This window comes from Acinetobacter sp. SFD (assembly GCF_001647575.1).
Taxonomy (GTDB): domain Bacteria; phylum Pseudomonadota; class Gammaproteobacteria; order Pseudomonadales; family Moraxellaceae; genus Acinetobacter; species Acinetobacter pecorum.
In genome coordinates this window covers 408354-427223 of sequence record NZ_LSZJ01000001.1, presented here as the reverse complement: position 1 = coordinate 427223, position 18870 = coordinate 408354, and the positions used below count along the sequence as shown (strand labels likewise).

At 44.6% G+C, this 18870-nt stretch carries 13 protein-coding genes; 7 read left to right on the top strand and 6 right to left on the bottom strand.

Features of this window, described 5'->3' with window-relative positions; genetic code table 11:
• Positions 1–129: 129 nt before the first annotated feature.
• From AY605_RS02075 to AY605_RS02060, 4 genes are all read right to left on the bottom strand, one after another.
• Positions 130–681, bottom strand: coding sequence for a GNAT family N-acetyltransferase (locus AY605_RS02075; protein ID WP_064094813.1), 552 nt, complete (start codon positions 679–681; stop codon positions 130–132).
• Positions 682–824: 143 nt separating this feature from the next.
• A complete protein-coding gene (gene pta, locus AY605_RS02070; protein WP_064094812.1) occupies positions 825–2963 on the bottom strand; it encodes a phosphate acetyltransferase in 2139 nt (712 codons plus the stop codon).
• A gap of 54 nt (positions 2964–3017) precedes the next feature.
• Complete coding sequence (locus AY605_RS02065; RefSeq protein ID WP_064094811.1) at positions 3018–4238, bottom strand: acetate/propionate family kinase; 1221 nt, start codon at positions 4236–4238, stop codon at positions 3018–3020.
• A 450-nt stretch (positions 4239–4688) separates the two neighbouring features.
• Positions 4689–5954, bottom strand: coding sequence for a glutamate-5-semialdehyde dehydrogenase (locus tag AY605_RS02060; protein ID WP_064095174.1), 1266 nt, complete (start codon positions 5952–5954; stop codon positions 4689–4691).
• A gap of 321 nt (positions 5955–6275) precedes the next feature.
• On the opposite strand from AY605_RS02060, the gene AY605_RS02055 reads away from it, so the two are divergent.
• Positions 6276–7613 (top strand): alpha/beta fold hydrolase, encoded by a 1338-nt coding sequence (locus tag AY605_RS02055; protein WP_064094810.1) that lies wholly within the window; start codon positions 6276–6278, stop codon positions 7611–7613.
• Positions 7614–7641: 28 nt separating this feature from the next.
• On the opposite strand, the gene AY605_RS02050 is transcribed toward AY605_RS02055, so the two are convergent.
• Positions 7642–8505 carry a class I SAM-dependent methyltransferase gene (locus tag AY605_RS02050; RefSeq protein WP_064094809.1) on the bottom strand — a complete coding sequence of 288 codons (864 nt, stop codon included), beginning with the start codon at positions 8503–8505 and terminating at the stop codon, positions 7642–7644.
• A gap of 123 nt (positions 8506–8628) precedes the next feature.
• Positions 8629–9651: a beta-N-acetylhexosaminidase gene (gene nagZ / locus AY605_RS02045; RefSeq protein ID WP_064094808.1), complete on the bottom strand. Its 1023-nt coding sequence runs from the start codon at positions 9649–9651 to the stop codon at positions 8629–8631.
• Between the two features lie 199 nt (positions 9652–9850).
• On the opposite strand from nagZ, the gene AY605_RS02040 reads away from it, so the two are divergent.
• From AY605_RS02040 to AY605_RS02015, 6 genes are all read left to right on the top strand, one after another.
• A complete protein-coding gene (locus AY605_RS02040) occupies positions 9851–12037 on the top strand; it encodes a carboxy terminal-processing peptidase (RefSeq protein WP_064094807.1) in 2187 nt (728 codons plus the stop codon).
• Positions 12038–12472: 435 nt separating this feature from the next.
• Positions 12473–14323 (top strand): putative bifunctional diguanylate cyclase/phosphodiesterase, encoded by a 1851-nt coding sequence (locus AY605_RS02035; RefSeq protein WP_064094806.1) that lies wholly within the window; start codon positions 12473–12475, stop codon positions 14321–14323.
• A gap of 143 nt (positions 14324–14466) precedes the next feature.
• Positions 14467–16059, top strand: coding sequence for a peptide chain release factor 3 (locus AY605_RS02030; protein ID WP_064094805.1), 1593 nt, complete (start codon positions 14467–14469; stop codon positions 16057–16059).
• Between the two features lie 111 nt (positions 16060–16170).
• Positions 16171–16992, top strand: a complete 822-nt coding sequence (locus tag AY605_RS02025; protein WP_064094804.1) for a hypothetical protein — start codon at positions 16171–16173, stop codon at positions 16990–16992.
• A 47-nt stretch (positions 16993–17039) separates the two neighbouring features.
• Entirely contained in the window at positions 17040–18002 is a 963-nt protein-coding gene (locus AY605_RS02020) for an RsiV family protein (RefSeq protein WP_064094803.1), read from the top strand.
• Complete coding sequence (locus AY605_RS02015; protein WP_064094802.1) at positions 17999–18820, top strand: TatD family hydrolase; 822 nt, start codon at positions 17999–18001, stop codon at positions 18818–18820. The genes AY605_RS02020 and AY605_RS02015 overlap by 4 nt, the downstream gene beginning before the upstream one ends.
• Positions 18821–18870: the final 50 nt, after the last annotated feature.

The window sequence follows — 18870 nt, the reverse complement described above, 5'->3', positions numbered from 1 at the left end:
CTGGTTTAGGCGAAAAAGTAAAAACCAGCTATAAGTTTAGGCCGACAGAATTGATCGGTTAAAGTGCTAAATGCCAGCCTGATAGGCTGGCATTTATTATGTGTAACAAAGCTTTTTACGGCATTTATTTTATTCATATAAGGGATTTCGTGCCTGCATCATGATTTCATCTGAATATTTATCTTGGTATTCAAAAGCCTCTTTTTTAACTTCCATCACTTGGAAACCGCATTTTTCATAGGCACGAATCCCGCGTGGATTATGTCCAAACACTTGTAAAGATAGTGTTTTTAATCTTAATTGCTTAAAGGCCCACGTTTTGATGAGCTCGATGGCTTCACTGCCATAACCTTGGCTAGTGAACCTGATTTGAGAGAGCGCAATGCGAAATTCTGCTGTTAGGTTTTCAGGATCAATCTCTAAGACAGATAATTCCCCAATCATACGGTGATCAGCCTGCAGACAAATGGCAAAATCATAACGGAGCGGATGATCAAGGCAGCGTCGAATATGGGCTTCAATTTCAGCCAGGTTAAAGTTCCGCTTTAAGCCTGTCATATGACGAATCTCATCGACTTGCGTAGCCTCCAGGAAAATGGGTGCATCTTCAACTTTTAGAGGCCTTAAGTAGATACGAGCGCCATTTAACTGAAGTATAGGTTTAATGATATTTGGCGACATTTTTTATTTTCGAGATAATCCGTGTGTAGATTATAGAAAATCTGCTCAGTCATGAGAAAAAAATAAAATGATTAATAAAAAAACCACCTGATTTTTCAACCAGGTGGTTTGGAAAACTTAAATTCAAGAAAATTCAAGAAGTATTAAGCTTCTTGCTGCTCGGCCTGAATCGCAGTTAAGGCAATGGTAAACACGATGTCATCGACCAATGCACCACGTGACAAGTCATTCACAGGTTTATTTAAACCTTGCAGCATTGGCCCGACACTGACCACATTGGCAGCACGTTGTACCGCTTTATAGGTCGTGTTACCGGTGTTCAGATCCGGGAAGATAAACACATTGGCACGTCCGGCCACTTGTGAATCAGGCGCTTTCTGGCGCCCCACGCTTTCCACCGATGCTGCATCATATTGTAATGGCCCATCAATCAGCAGATCAGGACGACGCTCTTTGGCAATACGTGTAGCTTCCGCGACTTTTTCCACATCTGCACCGGTACCTGAAGTTCCAGTCGAATAGGAAATCATGGCTATACGCGGGTCAATACCAAAGGCTTTGGCAGAATCGGCGGACTGAATTGCAATTTCGGCGAGCTGTTCTGCATCAGGATCCGGATTGATCGCACAGTCACCATACACATAGACTTCATCTGGCAATAGCATAAAGAATACGGAAGAGACCAGTGAATAATCCGGAGCAGTCTTGATCAGCTGGAAGGCAGGGCGCACCGTATTTGCGGTGGTATGTACTGCGCCCGACACCAAACCGTCAACCTGATCCAGCGCCAGCATCATGGTGCCAAGTACTACCGTATCTTGCAGTTGTTCACGGGCTTGCAGTTCGTTGAGCCTGCCTTTACGCAGCTCGACCATCTTGTCGATGTAGTTTTCACGCACCAGATCCGGATCAAGAATTTCCAGATCTTCAGGCAATTCAATGCCGCGCGCTTTGGCTACTTCTAGTACAGCTTCAGGCTTGGCCAGCAGAATACACTGTGCAATACCACGCGCCTGACAGATGGCGGCAGCCTGTACGGTACGCGGTTCATCTCCTTCTGGCAGTACAATACGTTTTTTTGCGGCAATCGACTTCTGTACCAGTTCATGACGGAAAGCAGAAGGTGACAGACGTGGCTTATACGAACCATTCAACATTTGATTCAGCCATTCCGGATTGATATGGCTTGAAACAAAACGCGTGACCTGATCCGCACGTTCAGTATCATCTACCGGAATTTCATTGCTGAGATTTGCCAGTTTTTGTGCGGTTTCAAATGTGTTGAGTGGTGTATGTAAAATCGGTAAACCTTGCTTGATGGCAGTCTGGCAGAATTCCAGCACATGATCATTTGGCTGATGATGCTCAGTCAGCACCAGACCTGCCAAAGGAATCCCATTACTGCTGGCCAGACTGCTCGCCAGTAACACATCAATTCGGTCGGATGCACTGATGATCAGTTCACCCGCTACAAACTTATGCAGTTCATGCTCGATATTGGCTGAAATCAGGCTGCTATTTTGTACACGGCGCTGCTTGGCTTCGCCTTCATTAATCCAGTAACCAGAAATATATGCAGCAAGATCAGACATACGCGGTACGCTTAAGGTTTTACTGAAAGGTACCAAGCCAATCACTGGTAATTTTTCAGAACCAATATGCGGATGAGTCTGCTGAATGGCTTTAATAAATTCTGCAGTTTCAGTCTTGAGGCGTAAATCCGGATTCAGCGTGACAGGAATCTGTGCAGATTCTTCAGGCAAGCCCTTGGTACGCATCAACATGATACCTGCCAGACGGGTAGAGCTGGCACCACCAAAGTTACGAAGCTGATGTTCAATTTTATCCGCGGTTTGGCTTGGCTTGAGAATATTGGCATTGCTGACCACAATAACTTTGGCATCGAGGGCCTGTGCCAATGCAGCATTCAGATCGTCGGCAAAACTGTCTTGAGTATTTGGCAGCAAACCTTCGACAATAATCAGGTCATGCTGTTTGGCAATTTGACGATGCAGACGTACCGCTTCCTCAAGCAGTTCATCCTGTTCCCCCAGATTGATCTGCTGCAAGACTTTGCTATAACGGATGGGTTCAACAGTTTCACTCTGAGAAATATGACGATACAAAGCCGTGGTGCGGTCTTCGATTTCATTCAATTCCTGAGCAAAAGGTTTGAGGAAGCCAGCTTTTACCCCTTGGCATTCCAGCGCATAAATCAGGCCCAAACAGGCAGAAGTTAGGCCTACGCCTTCCCCGGTGGGTACCAATAAAATTGTTTTCATAAGTTATGTCAGTCGCAAAATAATAGAAATCAGTTAAAAAGTGGCCGGGCCTGCTTATGCAGGCGTTGCCTCAACTTTAGACTTTTTTGCAGTATGTTGCTCGATTTCGAGTTCTATAACACTCTGAACTTCCTGGGCAATGCGGCCTTCTTCATCGGTTGGTACCACCCAGATTTGTGGGCCTGTACCTGAGTCGATCCGGCCTTCGGTACCGCGTTTCAGTTCATTATTGGCATTCTTATCCAGATTGAAACCAAAATGAGGCAGGTAATTCATGGTCTTTTCACGGATATACGCCGAGTTTTCGCCAATGCCACCCGTAAAGAACAGACCATCGATGCGTGGCAGACCACAGCTCAATGCTGCCAGGGATTTAGCCAGGCGATAGCAGAATACTTCAATCGCCAGGCTGGCATCTTCATTGCCTTGCTCTGATGCTTCAATCAGGGTGCGCATGTCATTGGACAGATCAGACAGACCCAAAAGACCACTTTGGCTATTCAGCATCTTGTCAATTTTATAAATGTCCCAACCCAGATTTTTCGCCAGGAAGCTATGCAGGCTTGGGTCGACATCGCCACTGCGTGTGCCCATGACAATGCCTTCAAGTGGGGTTAAACCCATAGAGGTATCTACACTTTGCCCATTCCAAACGGCACAGGTCGAGCTACCATTGCCAAGATGCGCGGTTAACCAGCCCCCTTGCTTGAAGCTGCCTGCCAGTTCAGAACCACGGTCTGAAACATAGGCATGGCTGGTTCCGTGGAAACCATAGCGACGTACACCATGAGCAGTATATAAAAATTTCGGCAGGGCATAACGATAAGCATGCGCTGGCATGGTTTGGTGGAAGGCAGTATCAAATACTGCAACCTGTGGTAATTCCGGGAATAAGCGTTTGGTGGCTTCAATGCCAATCAGGTGTGCCGGATTGTGTAACGGCGCAAGCGGCGTTGCTTCACGGATTTTTTCAATAATTTCGTCATTGATCAGTTCGGCCTTGGTCAGGCTGCCGCCATGTACCACACGGTGACCGATCGCGTCCGGACGGTAGTTGGCCAGACGCTCCAGACCCACTTCAAGTGCCTTTTTATGGTCAGCAAATGGAATGTGGATATCCACCGGCTCATTGCCGACAGTCACGCCTTTAATGCGAGCATTCTCTGTGCCTAAGTTCTCAGCTAAACCATGAATACGGAAATTCTGCTCCTCAAGAAGTAATGCGAACTTGATTGAAGAAGAGCCACAATTAATAACTAATACTGATTTAGACACGATTGATTACCCAATTTTTAATTAAAATTCTCGTCCATTTGCTTGATCCAATTGCAAACCATGAAGCTGCAATATTGATCAATACCTATCTTTTAACATTTGTTTTTTTTCTGTCCTAGATAGACTTTAGCAGATTAGACTTAAGCATTATCGACCAAGTTAATAATAATAACTAAAATTTATCAGTTCATAGTTTTCATTTATAAATAAAATGATGCTGAAAATACGATCAATAAAATGTTAAATCCTGCTTAACGTTTATTTTGCAACAGATTGATTTTCTAGTTTAGCGCCTGAAATTGCAAATTTTGTTCTTACATACAATTTTATAAAGAGATTCATCAATAAAATGACCCGAAGGTTCTGGTCCCTCTATTTCAGTGTCGATTTTTCTGTGCATAAAAAAACAGCCTCACACATGAGGCTGTTTTAAATGAGCGATCTGAAGACTTATTGGCGAATCTGACCATCACCAAAGACGATCCATTTCTGGGAAGTCAGGCCTTCAAGCCCGACTGGACCGCGAGCATGGATCTTGTCGGTCGAAATGCCGATTTCTGCACCAAGACCATATTCAAAACCATCAGCAAAACGGGTAGATGCATTGATCATGACCGAGCTGGAATCTACAGCCGCTAAAAATTCACGGGCAATACTGTAGTTCTCAGTAATGATAGAGTCAGTATGGTGGGAGCCATATGTGTTGATATGTTCAATGGCTTCCTCGACACCCGATACAATCTTGATGGCCAGAATCGGTCCAAGATATTCGGTATACCAGTCTTCTTCAGTGGCAGCAATTACCGCATCACCGAGGATACGCTGAGTTTGTTTACAACCACGTAGCTCTACTTTTTTCTCTTGATACAGTTCTGCAATACGCGGCAAGAACTCTTCAGCAACTTTTTCATCGACCAGCAGGGTTTCCATGGCATTACATACGCCATAGCGATGGGTTTTGGCATTGAAAGCAATCGGCAATGCTTTTAACAAGTCCGCTTGTGCTTCCACATAGACATGACAGTTGCCATCCAGATGTTTAATGACCGGTACACGTGCTTCTTCAGTAATGCGCTCGATCAGGCTCTTGCCGCCACGGGGCACGATCACATCTACATATTCAGTCATGGTAATCAACTGGCCTACGGCAGCACGGTCAGTTGTATTCACGACCTGTACGGCAGCTTCGGGCAAGCCTGCCACTTTCAGCCCGTATTGAATTGCGGCTGCAATTGCCTGATTCGATTCCAGTGCTTCCGAGCCACCACGTAGAATAATGGCATTTCCTGATTTCAGCGCAAGTGATGCAGCCTCCAGCGTGACGTTAGGACGTGATTCATAGATCATGCCCACCACACCCAAAGGTACACGCATCTTGCCCAGCTGAATCCCGGAGGGGCGATAGGCCATATCCGTAATTTCACCAATCGGATCTTTCAGGCCAATGACATCTTCGAGGCCTTGTAACATTCCTTCGAAGCGTGCGGGGTTCAGTTCTAAGCGATCAAGCAGAGCTGTATCCAGGTTGTTATTATGTGCCTTGGTCATATCTTTCTGGTTAGCAGCCAAAATAGCAGCTTGGCTATTTTCTAAAGCCGTATAAATAGCAGATAATGCATCGTTTTTGGTTTGGGTAGACGCACGAGCCAAAATGCGAGACGCTTGGCGTGCCTGCTGTCCTACCGTTTGCATATATTGTTCAATAGACTCTTGCATAGCGGTTTGATCACTTAGAAATTTCATTTCGATATTAACAGTCTGCTGCTGCACAATGAAGCCCATCTGTTAAAAATCATCTGTTTTCGCAGACTTCTAAACATTTTGAAATTTTTTTCTGTTTAAAAGCAGATAAGTGGTCAATCAAGCGGTTGCTTGTGAAAAGCAGCTCTGTATAGAATGAAACACGCGACATTGAAGTCATTTATAACTATTAAAGAGCAGGATGCGTGTTCAGGCACACCGGAATGCGCCTGAAATATAAGACTGTTCATCATGACTTGCACAATAAAAATAAGGCAAGGACGGAGGAAAAGGAATATGAATTCCATCATTCATATGGATGCCCAAGTATTGGAACAACCTAGCCATAAGGGCTTTTTTGATCTTTATGATAAGCACAGTTTTAAGCAGCCGCCACGTACCACCTGGATGAATGGCTGGAAAATTGAATATATGGCGATTGCCCGTCCAGATACTCTGCATTTAAGACCTATGGTGATTATTGGGGGAGCTTTTCAGAATTTTAATTCCTACAAATATTGTGTAGAACAGCTTTTTGATGCAGGCCCCATCATTCTGATTGACCTGCCCTCCATGGGGGCGAACCAGCAGATTAATAATGTCGACACAGGCCTGTCTGCAGGAACACTGGAGCTCGAAGATCTTGCTGCGATGCTGGGACGATGGCTGGAGCAGATGCAGCTGCCGCAAGTGGCAATTCTAGGCATGTCCTTGGGGTCAGTGGTGGCCTCCTGTCTGGCAGATCAACGTCCTGAACTCGTAGACCGGATGATCCTGATGGGTGTCATGCAGAAAACCCGTAAAAGCTGGCGCATGCTGCTGGAAGAATCCTTACATCTGATGAAAGAACAGCGTATGGATGAATTTGGTCAGGCTGTCATTTTATATCTGGTCAATCATGCACGTTTGGCCGAAACCCGGATGTCACCCACTGCAAAGCGCCTGTTCTTTAAACAGATGGCGGAATTTACGGCAACCGAACAGGACCGCTATGAGATCAATTGTAACCGTTTATTGCGTCTGACCAATGTACCAATTCCACAGTGCAAAGTACTGGTAGCATGTGGCCAATATGACAGTTTTACTTTGCCACATGAGAATGCCGATTTTGCCCTGCAATGCCCGGATATGCAGTATGTGCAAATTGCAGGTGCTGACCATGTACCTCAGCTGCAACGTCGTAAAGAAACCATGCATTTATTTGCAACCTTTTTACGTGATGAAGCGGTTGATCAACTAGACGGCATTATTCCGTTCACGCGCGAACAGATACAGCAAATTGAACGTCGCGGTGAAGAACGGATTCAGGTACAAGATCCACAGCGCTATTTAAGTCATCGTCATTCTGATCTCATTTTAAAAGCAGAGATAGTGAACATGAATTTCTTTGGAGTATTGCTGGAGTTAGATGCAGGACAGGTTGCGCGTGCAGCAACTCATCCACGTGATCTGGCTTTGCATCTTGAAGATGAACAAGGGGAATTTCGTATAGAATGCCTGCTCTTTGAGCAGGCTGACACACAGCTGCGTGCCTTATTCAAACATGGTAGCTTTGAGGTTGCAGAACGTTTATTGCAATTTATACAAGTACAAAAAATGCTGTTACAGGCAGAAGTATTGGATGCAGTAATTTAAAAACATCATCTTTAAAAAAACAGCGTACTTAAACGCTGTTTTTTTTCACTGCATGAATCATCCAGACCAGATCACCTAAATGTTCATCCTGTTCTGGTCGTGGATTTTGCTGGCCTGGCTCGGCAAAATAACGTTGAGGTTGTTGTACCTCAACCTGGTCAAATCCTGCATCTTGAAAAAAGTGCTGCAGTTCTTGGGGGGATTTAAAATGAAAGGTAAACGCACTTCGAGACATGAATTTAAGCAGACGGCTACTGCTCCAGATAAAGTTCGCCAGTTTATTTTTCACCGGTTCAGGATAAATATCGCTGAAATAGTGAACTGCCGGGAAATACTGCGCATTTTCTGTAATACCCTGCATCAGAATGCGTAACATCTGCTGATCAAAATAATTAATCAGTCCTTCGCTAATGACCACTAAGGGCTGGTTGCGGTCAAACATCTGAAAAATACAGTCCAACTCTTCACTAAAAATATCGGCAGTCAGGACTTCAGGAGCATACTGATCGATTTGCTGTAAAGCCTGAGTCTTGATCTTGGCCATATCGGGAAGATCCAGTTCACGATAATTAATTTCTGGAAATTTCTGTCTAAAATTCCAGCTACGTGGAGATAGTCCACAGGCAATTTCAAGAACCTGAAGCTGGGGATATTGCTCAAGCAGTTGACACAAATGCTCATCAATCATCTGATGGCGCTGCTTCAGTGTCGTACGCATACTACCGCCGACATAACGCTCTGCCCAGGACTCAAGTGGGTGAAGCAGTTTGGCCAGAATTTTACCTTTAGTGGTCGCAAAGGCTGGATGCGAGATCCCCATTTGATACCAGATATAGCCGGTATAGTGCGCAGTAAATGAAATATGGCGATGTTGTGAAAGTGTTTCTGTCATATCGTTCTTACCTTATTTTTATTTTTAAGTTAATTACATAATAGTGTAACCTTTTCATTACTATAATTAAAAAGGAACACTTTGTCGTGTTCCTTTTTTTGTGTTGACTGGATTAAAAAAGCTTTAGCTCATCTGCTGTTTGAATGCCAGTATTTCGTCACGGATATTGCGCCATGCTTCTCCCAGATCAAGCTCTGCACCAATCTGGATGTTTGGGATGTTGCCGCGCATGCGTTCCAGACGTTGCTGGTTCGGGAGGGGCAGATCAACAATCCCTTCCAGTGCAATGCATTGTGCTGCACGGTCATTGCAGACTAGACCCATGTCACAACCGGCTTTAAGGGCGGCCTGAATTCGGGCATCGGCATCGCCTGCAACACAGGCAGCCTGCATGCTTAAATCATCCGAGAACAGGACGCCGTCAAAGCCGAGCTCCTGACGCAAAACTTTCTGAATCCAGAATTCCGAGAAACCTGCCGGATTGGGATCCACCTGGCTATAGATAACATGAGCCGGCATTAAAGCATCCAGCTGTGGTTGTAACTGGATAAAGGTTTGCATGTCTTTTTGCTGGATCTCTGCGTAGGAACGCGTATCAATTGCTGCAGCAACATGCGAATCTGCTTTGACCGAGCCATGACCCGGGAAATGTTTACCGGTTGAAGCCATGCCGGCACGTTTCATACCTTTTAGAAATGCGCTGGCGAGTGGAATAATGTCCTGGATATTTTGGGCAAAGCTACGATCACCGATCACATCACTGATACCATTCAAATCCAATACTGGTGCAAAGCTGAAATCAATTCCGACAGCTAGTACTTCAGTCGCCATTAGCCAGCCGCATTTTTCAGCCAGTTCCAGAGCGCGCTGTGGATCGCTTGTATAAAGTTCGCCAAATTTTCCCATGGCAGGCAGCAGGGTAAAGCCCTGTCTTAGACGTTGGACACGACCGCCTTCCTGATCGACCGCAATTAAAATATCCGGGCGAACCTGACGCATATGATCAGTTAAGGCACGGACTTGAGCTGGAGATTCGATATTGCGACCAAATAAAATGACTCCACCGACTTGCGGCGCACTTAATAGTTCAATATCTTCTTGAGTCAGGGTGGTGCCTGCGATGTCGAGCATCAATGCGCCAATCATATGTGGATTCCATTTTAGAATTTTTCGGGGAAACAATACCTGATTTCTGCAATGATTTGCTACACTTTGTCAGCACAGAATATGATAAAACTACACGACATAAACATATTAAGTTGTTTAAGATGCTGAATACTTTAAATTCTGGTCGAAAAGCAACACGGTCACATTGGTCTCTAGGCCAAGGAAGTACGAATTATTTATGAAATTTCAAACGATAGCTTGCGCCGTTGCGATTGCGACAGGTGGATTCTTTTTTACCCATGTAGTGAATGATGCGATTGCGGCCAATAGTACAGAAGTGCTCAGCAAGGCGATTCAGCCATCTCAAGAACAGGCACTAGTGTCACGCCAGCTGGCAACCCTAGTGGACCGTCAGCACTATTTGAATATGCGTCTGGATGCTCAGACTTCACAGCGCATTTTTGATTTCTATATCGATAGTCTTGATCCGGAACATAGTCTATTTCTGGCTCCAGAAGTTGAAAACTACAAGAAACGTTATGGTGCCAGTTTTGGTGCCAATCTGAAAGCCGGCAATTTGTCGGGTCCTTATGAAATACATGAACAATATCGTCAGCGTCTGACCCAGTTCTATACGTATATGTTGAATGAGCTGAAAAAACCGCAGAATCTGAACCAGCCGAATGTTTATATCGAAACGGATCGTGAAAAAGCACCGTTCTTTAAAACAGAAGCTGAACAGCGCGCGCACTGGTCAAAAATGCTGGTGTCTCAGCTGATCAATCTGACTATCAGCAAAGAGGAAGAACAGGCCAAGCAGAAAGCCCTGAAAGCCAATCCGGAACTGGCCAATGGACAGGATCTCACAGGTCCTGAAGATCTGACGCCTGCGCAAACCTTGACTAAGCGTTACACCCGTCAGCTCGAACGCCTCAGCCGCATCAAGAGCGATGATGTGCTCGACAAGACACTGAACGCGATGATGCTGACCTATGATCCGCACAGTAATTACTTCCCGCCTGTCGATGCGATGGAACTGAATCGTCAGACGACTTTGCAGTTAGAAGGGATTGGTGTGTCGATTCGTCCGGAACGCGGCAATGAAGATTACACCAAGATTGAAACCATTGTCGAAGGTGGTCCAGCCAGTAAGTCAGGCCAGGTCAAATCAGGGGATCGTATCATTGGTGTAGCTCAAGATGGCGAGCAGATGGTCGATGTTATTGGCTGGCCAAGTAATGAAATTGTCGGTTTGATTCGCGGCAAGCGCGGCACCAAAGTCACTTTACGCTTACTCGGTGCAGGCGCTCCTATGGGACAGGCACGTAATGTGACCATTACCCGTGATGTGATCCAGGAAGAAGATGCAGGTGTACGTACACGTGTAGTTGAGATTCAACGTGACGGTAAAAAATATCAATATGGTGTGATCGAAATTCCGTCTTTCTATCTGAACTATCGTGCACGCCGTGCGGGTACGGATTATCGCTCGGTCTCTGAAGATACCAACAAGGCCTTGAAAGAGCTGGCAGCGAAGAATGTTGCCGGGATTATTGTCGATTTGCGCAATAACCCAGGCGGTTCACTGGAGGAAGTGGCACGTATGCTCGGACAGGTGATCAAGTCTGGTCCAGTGGTACAGATCCGTGATGGTAATGGCAACGTTAGCGTCTTTGAAGATGATGATGGCGGCGCACAAACCTATGCAGGTCCACTGGCAGTGATGGTCAATCTGGCATCTGCTTCAGCCAGTGAAATTTACTCTGCTGCGATTCAGGATTATGAGCGCGGGATTGTGATTGGCAGTACCACCACAGGTAAAGGTACGGCACAGGTACAACTGGATAGCTTGGCACATGGACAGGCGACACTGACCCAGCGTAAATTCTACCGTGTGACCGGTGGCAGTACCCAAAATAAAGGGGTCATTCCGGACATTAAACTGGTTGATATTTATAACGAAGAGTTCGGTGAGCGTAAGGCCAAAAATGCCTTGCAGTGGGATACCATTCCAACTGCGCCATTTAAACGTGAAGGCGCAGTACAGAAATATGTCCCTGAACTGGCTAAACTTTCTCAGCAACGGGTTTCACTTGATTCTCAGTTCAAGTATTTGGAACAGCGTAAAGCCGTAATGAAGAAAGCTGAAGAAGAAAAGCGTCAGGTACTGGACTTGCAACAGCGTAAAGCCGAGCTGATTGCAATGGAGCAAAAAACGCTGGAAGCAGAAAATGCCCGCCGTATTGCTACAGGTCTTAAGCCTTATCCGAATTGGGAAAGTTATCAGGCTTCGATGGATGCCTTGATTGAAACGCGTGCCAAGATGAAGGCCAAAGAACGTCCGGCTTTGCCTGAAGAAGAAGCTTTTGTGATTGAAGCGGCAAATGTGTTACTCGATTATGCCAACCTGCAGAAAAAATCCTAAGATTTAACTTTATTTATCTTTTATTAAAATAGCCTGTTTCGACAGGCTATTTTTTTATTCGGCCAGTTTGCACAAAAGACCAAATTAAATTTTGCTACGAAGTGCCATCTATCTAAATAAAAAGAAAAAAATTGTGACGGTGGTCGAATAAATGAGCTAAAAAAATGAAGCTAAATATTTGCTTAAATTTGAAACACTTCTAATATATAAGTCATATTTTATTTTTATGTTGAGTCAGATTTTAGGGGCAATTCTCAACTTCAAAAGAAAGAAATATAAATTCTAAGTTTGAGTTAAGACTGATGCTGTTGCAGATGAATTCACTTGCATTGATGTTCAGCTTGATGATTTTAATAAGTTCAAATTTGACCGGATGAAAATGGAAATACCAGTGCAGAGTATTATAAAAATGGTCACCGATGGGGAGCATTTTATATGATTGAAATTCAGCATGATATTACTCTGGTCACCGCTTCCATTCTTTCAGCATTGATTGCTTGTTATCTGATTATCCGGATTAAAAAATTTGCTTCAGGGGCTGCGCAGCCAAATGTTAAAACTTTCAGTTTAATGCTAACAGCTATGCTATTGGGACTATTGATCTGGTTGATCCATTTTATCGGGCTGACAGCAAGTTTTATGCTGCATACATATGAAATAGATTGGGGGATACTGCTCCTTTCTGTTCTGGTGGTATGCTTTGCCGCTATCTTTATCTTCTGGTTGAGTACACGGAAGACTTGGTCGTTTTTTCGAATAGTTCTTGTCACCGGGATAATCGCGCTTGGTATCTTTGGTATGCATTATATCAGCATGATGGCATTCAATTTTACTGCTAGCAATGTGCTACAGTTCCCGCAATTTACCCATACACAGGATCAGCTTTTTCTGGCCATAATATTAATGAGCGGGCTGTTACTGCTAACGCTGATTTGTATCGTTGTGTCCGAACTGCGTGTCGGTTCACGCAATCGTCAGCTTGCTTGGGCCAATCAGCAAATTGAAAACCAGACCATTCAGGATAATCTGACCAAATTACCCAACCGTCTATATCTGGCTGAGTATGCAAATAAATTATTTTCTGATCAGCCCCAGCAGCATGAAATTGCTTTTTTATACATTGATCTGGACCGTTTTAAGGCGGTCAATGATGTGTTTGGCCATCTGGTCGGTGACCAGTTGCTGATTCAGTTGACCACACGGATTCACCAGTTATTGGGTCATCACTCCAAGCTGCTCAGAATCGGCGGCGATGAATTTCTGCTGGTACTGGAAAATACCTCTGTTACCAAAGCGGCAAAAATGTCAGAAAAGATTCTCGAGCTGATCCAGGAAAGTTTCCTGATTGAAGGCAAGAGTATTCATATCTCGGGCAGTATCGGCATTGCCATGTATCCGGAACATGGCAAAAATTTACAGGATTTGTTAGTCAATGCCGATGCTGCCATGCTCAGCTCCAAGTATCAGGGGCGCAATACCTATTCGGTGTTTAACTATTCTACCGATCAGGATGAAAGCAAGAGCCAGAGTACCCTGATTAATGATCTGTATAAAGCGGTGGAAGAACAGCAGTTTGTACTGTTCTATCAGCCAAAATTTAGGACCAGGGACCGCAGCTTGTGTGGGGTAGAGGCATTAATCCGCTGGAACCATCCCCAGTTTGGACTGCTCGGCCCGAACCTGTTTATCAATGCAGCTGAAAAAACCGGACTGATTATTCAAATGGGCTATTGGGCATTAGAGCTGGCCTGTCAGCAGATTCAAAAATGGCAAGATACACATACCGAATTTTTCCCTGTTGCGGTTAATTTGTCTGCGGTACAATTTGAGCATAAGCAGCTTTTTAGTACCTTGGAAAAGTTGTTTGCCCAATATAAAATTAGTCCTCGGCATTTAATGATCGAGATTACTGAGTCGACTGCCATGCATCATATTGATGTGAGTATTCGCAGCTTCAAGCGCTTAAGACAAATGGGCATCCGTCTGGCCATTGATGATTTTGGTACGGGTCATTCAAGCTTTCTCTATTTAAAGAATTTAGCCGTTGATGAATTAAAAATTGACCGGGAATTTATCAAAAATCTGGAAGTCGGCTCCAAAGAAGAAATAATTCTGGAAAGTATTATCCAGTTGGCTATGAAACTGGGGTTGGTGGTGACTGCAGAAGGGGTTGAAACTGAAGCGCAAGCGGAAATTTTAACCCGGCTCGGTTGTGAACAGTTACAAGGTTTTTTACTGGGCTTGCCGGTAGATGAACAACGTTTAGAAAATTTACAATTCCATTAATAGCGCTCAAATTGATTGAGCGTCAGGATAGACAATATGGCTCACGGAACTCCACCCTGAAACTCTGCTACAATATCGCCAATTTTTTTCATATTGATCGAATTTGATCTCGAATGCTGTGCATTGAGCAGTAGGTATATTTCATGAGCTTTAAGCAAGAACTGGCGGCACAAGTCGCCCAGCGACGTACGTTCGCTATTATTTCCCACCCCGATGCCGGTAAAACCACCATGACAGAAAAATTGCTGTTATGGGGTCAGGCCATTCAGGTAGCCGGGATGGTAAAAAGCCGTAAATCTGACCGGGCCGCAACATCGGACTGGATGGAAATGGAAAAAGAGCGTGGTATCTCGATCACGACTTCGGTGATGCAATTTCCTTTTAAAGACAAGATGATCAATCTTCTGGATACCCCGGGACATGAGGACTTCTCGGAAGATACCTATCGTACCTTAACCGCAGTAGACTCTGCGCTGATGGTGATTGACGGGGCAAAAGGTGTCGAAGACCGTACCATTAAACTGATGGAAGTGTGTCGGATGCGCGATACCCCGATCATCTCATTCGTCAACAAAATGGACCGTGAAATCCGTGAGCCGCTCGAACTTCTTGATGAAATTGAAAACGTTCTAAAAATTAAATGTGTACCATTAACTTGGCCATTGGGTACAGGTCGTGACTTCGCTGGTGTTTATAACCTGATCGAAGACAAGTTTTATGTTTATAAAGCGGGCTTCGGTTCAGTGATTACCGACATTGAGGTACGCGATGGTTATGACTATCCGGATCTTCGCGAGAAAGTAGGTGATCTGGCTTGGGCAGCATTTGAAGAATCGCTGGAACTGGTACAAATGGCCAATGAGCCTTTGGATCGTGAAGAGTTTCTGGCGGGTCGTCAAACACCTGTTCTGTTCGGTACAGCCTTGGGTAACTTTGGTGTCGACCATGTTCTGGATGCTTTCAGCCAATATGCACCACCACCGAAAGCTCATCCGACCCAAGATCGTGTTGTAGAAGCGAATGAAGAAGGTTTTACCGGTTTTGTCTTTAAAATTCAGGCCAATATGGATCCAAAACACCGTGACCGTATTGCTTTCATGCGGATATGTTCAGGCAAGTATGAAAAAGGCCTGAAGATGAAGCATGTGCGTCTGGATAAAGATGTGCGCATCAGCGATGCCTTAACTTTCCTTGCAGGAGACCGTCAGCATCTTGAAGAAGCCTGGCCGGGTGATATTATTGGTCTGCATAACCATGGCACTATCCAGATCGGTGATACATTTACCTCGGGTGAGAAACTTCAGTTTACCGGTATTCCGCACTTTGCGCCGGAAATGTTCCGTCGTGTCCGATTGAAGGATCCATTAAAATCCAAGCAGCTGCAAAAAGGTCTGAAAGAGCTTTCAGAAGAAGGGGCAACCCAGGTATTCATGCCGCAGAATAACAACGATCTGATCGTGGGTGCTGTGGGTGTGCTACAGTTTGAAGTGGTGGCTTACCGTCTGAAAGAAGAATATAAGGTCGACTGTGTTTATGAACCTGTCAACATCAACACAGTACGTTGGGTATCTTGTGATGATGAGAAGAAATTCAATGAATTCAAGAAAAAAGCCCATGACCAGTTGTCTGTCGATGGTGGTGGTCATTTAACTTATCTTGCCCCAAGCCGGGTGAATTTACAGCTGATGCAAGAGCGCTATCCGGATATCGTGTTCCGTAATACACGCGAACACTAAAATTTCAGGGTTCGCAGCCAAAGTCTAAAAATATGAAGCAGCTTCTCCGGAAGCTGTTTTGTTTTATGCTACATTTAAGCAGTTAATAACTCGATAGATATAGTAAAGAGAATGAAGCTCAGTAAGGAAGTCGTCCTCGGTTCTGTGATTGGTTTAAGCCTTGTCCTAAATGGCTGTGATCAAGGTGAAAAAGAATCCCTTACTACTCCAAAAAATGAAAAAATCACTGTAGCGAAGAATGCTGATGTCTTGCCGTATCTGAATATTCAAGAGCAGCCGGCCAAGATTGCCTTGCCATTCTGTGAAAATAAAAACTGTATCAATCTGGATATTCAGACCTTAGATACGGTTGATCCATGGATGAACCAATGGATTGAAAAGCAGCAGGCAAAAGTGATTCAGGATCAAATTGGCTTGAAACAGGACATGAATTTACAGCAGGCCATCAATGCCTATGTGAAAAAATCGGATGCTTGGCAAGCTCAGTTCAATTTGAACAAGGCTTATGAACTGTCGCTTTATACCCGTATTCCTTACCAGCGCAATCAGTATGTGCTGATGCAAATCGGGGTGGATTCCAAACAGGAAAATGTCAGCGTGCATGAGCGCTATTATTTTTTTGTGGCCGATCGCCGCCAGCAGAAAATGCTGACCCCACTTGATATTATCGACTCTAAACAGCAGTTGCTGATGGATCAGATTATTCAGCAGGCTTATCAAACCTGGTTAAAAGAAAACAATTCGCAAGTTCAGCAAAAAGCACCAAAAAAACTGTATTGGGGCCAAGCTGACTGGTTCTTTGATCAGGAAGGCATCGGTCTGCATTTTCGCAGTCATGAAATCAGTAAAGACGCCAAGCAACTGGATATTTATTTAACAAAACAACAAACACAACAGGTCTTGAAAGCTGAGATCTATCAGCATATGTTTTAAAGCTGATGATCTTGCAAGATGATTACAGGTTCCGAAAAGGTGAGTGAATGCCAAGATATAAGAATATTTTTTGTCTATCCATACTGGCATCAGCGGTGCTGCTGAGTGCCTGCCAGCCAAAGGGCGATGCCCCAAAAGAGTCGACTGCTCCTGAAGTGGTACAAGCCGAGCCTGAAGTAATTAAACTCACGGGTGAGACCGAAAAACTCAAGCTGACAATTCCGGAATGTGAAGACAAAAGCTGCCCGGAAATCTCGATCGAACGCCTGAACAGTAATCAAAGTTTTATTAATGAATGGATTGATCAGCAGATTCTCCAACAGTTGAAAAGTATCCTGTCTGTAGATGCGATTGAACCGGCAAAAGTGACTGCGGCTAGTGAAGCAGAAACGGCTGCCTCTGAGCCCAAAGCAGCTTTGACAACAGTAGCAACACCAAAACAGCAGCTTGAACAGCAAATTCAGCCCTATATACAGACTTTTTTGAATCTGGATAAAGAACTCAAAGCCCTGAGTGCCAGTCATAGCATCAGCCTGATGATTAAACCCAAGATTCTGAATTCAGGGGATCCCCTTGCGACCGTGGTTCTGAACAGCAGTTATTATCTGGGAGGAGCACATGGGGCATCTGCACAGACTTATTATAACTTTGATCTCGAACAGCAAAAACTGGTCAAGTTGGACGACATTATTGCGGCCAAGCAAAAAACCAAACTCGAAACGCGTGCCTATGAAGCTTTTAAAGACTGGGTGGTAGAATCCAAGCTTGCCAAAGATGTGGCCGAGTATGAACAGGCCTGGAAGTTCAAGCTTAGCGATAATTTTTATCTGGCCCAGCAAGGTCTGGTCTTGCAATATGCCGAATATGAAATTGGACCTTATGTCGCCGGTTTGCCACGTTTGATGATTCCGTATGAGCAGTTACAAGGTGTGCTGAAACAGGAATATTTGCCACACACAGAAAACGCTGCCTCTGAAATAAAGCCAGCACCTGCTGCAAAAGCCAAATGACCTTAAAGCTATTTGATACGCATACCCATTTTGATGTTCCCGATTTCGACCCTGATCGGGAACAGTTGGCCTATGCGGCCAAAACTGCCGGTATTGAGCATCTGGTTTTAATAGGTTTTTTGCAAAACCGTTTTGCCGACCTGCTAAGAACCCACGACTTTATCAATGACCTGGAAAATGCACCGCAAAGTCATTTAGCACCGGGCTTGCATCCGTTTTATATTGAACAGCATCAGATTGCTCATTTGCAGGAGCTGGAACAACTGCTTCATCATGAAGGATGTATTGCTATTGGTGAAATCGGTCTGGATACCTTTTTAAAACAGCACAAACAGGCTGAAATTTTCCAGAAACAAAAAGATTTTTTTGCTGCACAACTGGAACTGGCGCAGCAATTCGATAAGCCGGTTTTGCTGCATATCCGTAAATCACATGCGGAGGTTTTGCAGATGTTAAAACAGCACCGATTTAAACAGGGTGGCATTGCACATGCCTTTGGTGGTGGAATTGAGGAAGCTAAAGCCTTTATCAAGCTGGGATTCAAACTGGGTATTACTGGGCAAATCACCAATCCAAACGCCAAAAAACTGCATCAAGTGGTGCAGTATGTCGGACCAGAACATCTGGTGCTGGAAACCGACTGTCCGGATATGACGCCGCTTTGTTGTCAAAGTTCAAGCGAGCATCGTACTAGAAATACGCCTGCCAATTTACCTTATGTGTTGCAAGGGCTGGCAAAAAGCCTGCATATGCACAAAGAGGAGCTGGCTGAACAGCTCTGGCAAAATACCCATCAGGCCCTGCATTTGACCATTTAAATTAATACTCTTAACTCGGTCTTAAATTCCCAGTTCATCATAAATAGAAA

Excerpts from the sequence above, each read along its gene's own strand:
- AY605_RS02035 (WP_064094806.1), top strand. The coding sequence starts at position 12,473 with ATGATTGAAATTCAGCATGATATTACTCTGGTCACCGCTTCCATTCTT.
- AY605_RS02075 (WP_064094813.1), bottom strand. The coding sequence starts at position 681 with ATGTCGCCAAATATCATTAAACCTATACTTCAGTTAAATGGCGCTCGT.
- AY605_RS02030 (WP_064094805.1), top strand. The coding sequence starts at position 14,467 with ATGAGCTTTAAGCAAGAACTGGCGGCACAAGTCGCCCAGCGACGTACG.
- AY605_RS02060 (WP_064095174.1), bottom strand. The coding sequence starts at position 5,954 with ATGCAAGAGTCTATTGAACAATATATGCAAACGGTAGGACAGCAGGCA.
- AY605_RS02055 (WP_064094810.1), top strand. The coding sequence starts at position 6,276 with ATGAATTCCATCATTCATATGGATGCCCAAGTATTGGAACAACCTAGC.
- AY605_RS02040 (WP_064094807.1), top strand. The coding sequence starts at position 9,851 with ATGAAATTTCAAACGATAGCTTGCGCCGTTGCGATTGCGACAGGTGGA.
- AY605_RS02020 (WP_064094803.1), top strand. The coding sequence starts at position 17,040 with ATGCCAAGATATAAGAATATTTTTTGTCTATCCATACTGGCATCAGCG.
- AY605_RS02050 (WP_064094809.1), bottom strand. The coding sequence starts at position 8,505 with ATGACAGAAACACTTTCACAACATCGCCATATTTCATTTACTGCGCAC.
- nagZ (WP_064094808.1), bottom strand. The coding sequence starts at position 9,651 with ATGATTGGCGCATTGATGCTCGACATCGCAGGCACCACCCTGACTCAA.
- AY605_RS02015 (WP_064094802.1), top strand. The coding sequence starts at position 17,999 with ATGACCTTAAAGCTATTTGATACGCATACCCATTTTGATGTTCCCGAT.
- AY605_RS02025 (WP_064094804.1), top strand. The coding sequence starts at position 16,171 with ATGAAGCTCAGTAAGGAAGTCGTCCTCGGTTCTGTGATTGGTTTAAGC.
- pta (WP_064094812.1), bottom strand. The coding sequence starts at position 2,963 with ATGAAAACAATTTTATTGGTACCCACCGGGGAAGGCGTAGGCCTAACT.